The sequence below is a fragment of the uncultured Caballeronia sp. genome (assembly GCF_964243625.1).
Classification (GTDB): Bacteria; Pseudomonadota; Gammaproteobacteria; order Burkholderiales; family Burkholderiaceae; genus Caballeronia.
Genome location: NZ_CAXTGZ010000808.1, coordinates 1 through 2,288 on the forward strand (window position 1 = coordinate 1; position 2,288 = coordinate 2,288).

At 57.9% G+C, this 2,288-nt stretch carries 3 protein-coding genes; all 3 read left to right on the top strand.

What is annotated here, in order from left to right; genetic code table 11:
- Positions 1-226: 226 nt before the first annotated feature.
- Positions 227-1,228: a glycosyltransferase gene (locus ACFFAR_RS31170; RefSeq protein ID WP_375509223.1), complete on the top strand. Its 1,002-nt coding sequence runs from the start codon at positions 227-229 to the stop codon at positions 1,226-1,228.
- Positions 1,225-1,863 (top strand): methyltransferase domain-containing protein, encoded by a 639-nt coding sequence (locus ACFFAR_RS31175; protein WP_375509224.1) that lies wholly within the window; start codon positions 1,225-1,227, stop codon positions 1,861-1,863. Before ACFFAR_RS31170 ends, ACFFAR_RS31175 begins: the two co-directional genes overlap by 4 nt.
- Positions 1,860-2,288: hypothetical protein (locus ACFFAR_RS31180; RefSeq protein WP_375509225.1), on the top strand; the 429-nt coding region annotated here is incomplete at its 3' end. The genes ACFFAR_RS31175 and ACFFAR_RS31180, both read left to right, overlap by 4 nt.

The following is a 2,288-nucleotide window of genomic DNA, read 5'->3' on the forward strand; positions in this document are numbered from 1 at the left end:
GGCCGGACGTGATCCCGATCCCAAGTCTCGCCTCCTGAGCTCATATTGGGGATCCGACGGTGGCGAGCCCCGCACCACACTATCGCATGCTCGTCGTTCACGTGACCGGATTCGCCGGCGCGCCGCGCTGGGGGCTTCTGACGGCACAGCGTTTGGCAAGAAGCATCGATAACCGACTCTTAATCATGACGCTCTACGTCCAAACCAAGGAGGGAGTGCCGGCCACATGAGCGAAAAAACGAGGACTAAGCATCGGCTGCACAAGCCGTTCCTACTTTATGGCGTGCTCATTTTCAGCATCGGCCTTGTGATGTATCTGGCGGGTATATTGCTGGTGTTTCCGCGCTATTTGCTCGGACTTCATGCGACGCTTGATCCACTTGCCCATTTGCTGGTCTGGTACAGTGGCGCGCCGATTTTGGCGGGTATCACGCTGGCCTTGTTCGATTTGCTGTTCATGTTCCAACACAAGAAGCCCGATCTCCCCGTGCGCTACGAACCGATCAAACGACGCCGCGTCACGGTTGCGCTTACTGCCTATAACGATGAAGAGAGCATCGCCGGCGCGGTTGAGGACTTTCTGCTGCATCCGCTCGTGGAGCGGGTCATCGTCGTAAGCAACAATTCAACCGATCGTACCTTCGGCTTCGCCGAAGCCGCCGGCGCGATCACGTTCAACGAGCCCTCGCAGGGCTATGGTCGCTGCGTGCACCGCTGCCTGAGTGAAGCGGCCAAATATACCGACACGGAATTCGTCGTGTTGTGCGAAGGCGACAGCACATTCCGGGCTTATGACATCGAGAAGTTGCTGGCTTACGCGCCGCACGCCGACATCGTGAACGGCACGCGTACCGTCGAGCCGCTGCGCCAGTATCTGACCCAGCTCAGCACGTTCATCTATTATGGCAACCTGTTTGTTGGAAAATTGCTGGAGGCTAAACATCTTGGTCTCAGCACGATCACTGATGTCGGTACGACGTATAAGCTCTGTCGCCGTACCGCACTCATTGATTTGCTCGACAAGCTCAATCCGGCAGTCAATCTCGAGTTCAACGCGCATCTGCTTGATACCGCGCTGAGTGAAGGCCTGGTGCTGCTGGAATGTCCGATCACTTTCCACCCGCGAATCGGCCTCAGCAAGGGTGGCAACGTTAACAACTGGCGCGGCTTACAGGTCGGCTCGCGCATGATCGTCGGCTTGCTCTCCGACTGGAAGCGTTACGCGTGAGCGGCGACTATCATGGTTCCAGACTGACGCACGACGTCCGCCGTGCAGCAACGTGGCGCGCATTGTGGAGATATCATTTCCGCTATCGGATCGCAGCCGATGCCGCCGTGCTTGATCTGGGTGCAGGCTATGGTGATTTCGTCAACAGCGTCACTGCGCGCAAGCGAATCGCGGTCGATACCTGGCCCAGCCTTCCCGATCATGTCGATGCCGGTATCGAGCGGGTTATCACCCCTGTCACCGATCTTCGCGGGATCGCCGATGGCAGCGTCGATTTTGCTTTCGCCTCGAACTTGTTTGAGCATTTGACTCAGGACGAGCTGATCGTCGCGCTTGGCCAAATTGCATCCAAGCTCACGGCCAAAGGCGAATTGTGCATCGTTCAGCCAAATTATCGCTATGCTTTTCGCGAATATTTCGACGATTACACGCACCGCACGCCTTACTCTCATATTGGCCTGGCGGATTTGCTGCGCGCGCAGGGCTGGACCGTGACGCAAGTCGTCCCCCGTTTTCTGCCGCTGACGATCAAATCGCGGATGCCGGCTTGGGGTTGGTTGATCGGAGCTTATCTTCGCTCGCCGATCAAGCCGATGGGCAAACAAATGATGATTACGGCCCGGCGCGGCCAATGACGATGGCGCGCGCACAGGTTTCGTCGCCAGCCTCAGGGTTGGCGGACGCTATCCGCCGCAGCGCGCTTTGGCTGGCGCTGCTAGCTGCCCTCGGCGTGTTGATCGTCCATTTTGCGATCCAGGCACACAGTGCTGCTGCATTGATCCGCTATCCTTACGGTCTCGATTATGGCGAGGGCATCGTCTGGCAACAGATGCGCAACATTATGGCCGGCAGAGGCTATGCGCCACTCGGGGTTTATCCGGCGATTGTCTACCACTATCCGCCTGTCTTCCACATCATAGTCGGCATCACCGCACGTCTGTTCGGCATAGACGAACTGGCGACCGGCCGGGCGATTAGCTGGTTGTCTACGCTGGGATGCGCCGTCCTCATCGGAATGCTTACTGTCGTGATCGGCAGGGCAAACGAAAGCCGTTTTGCG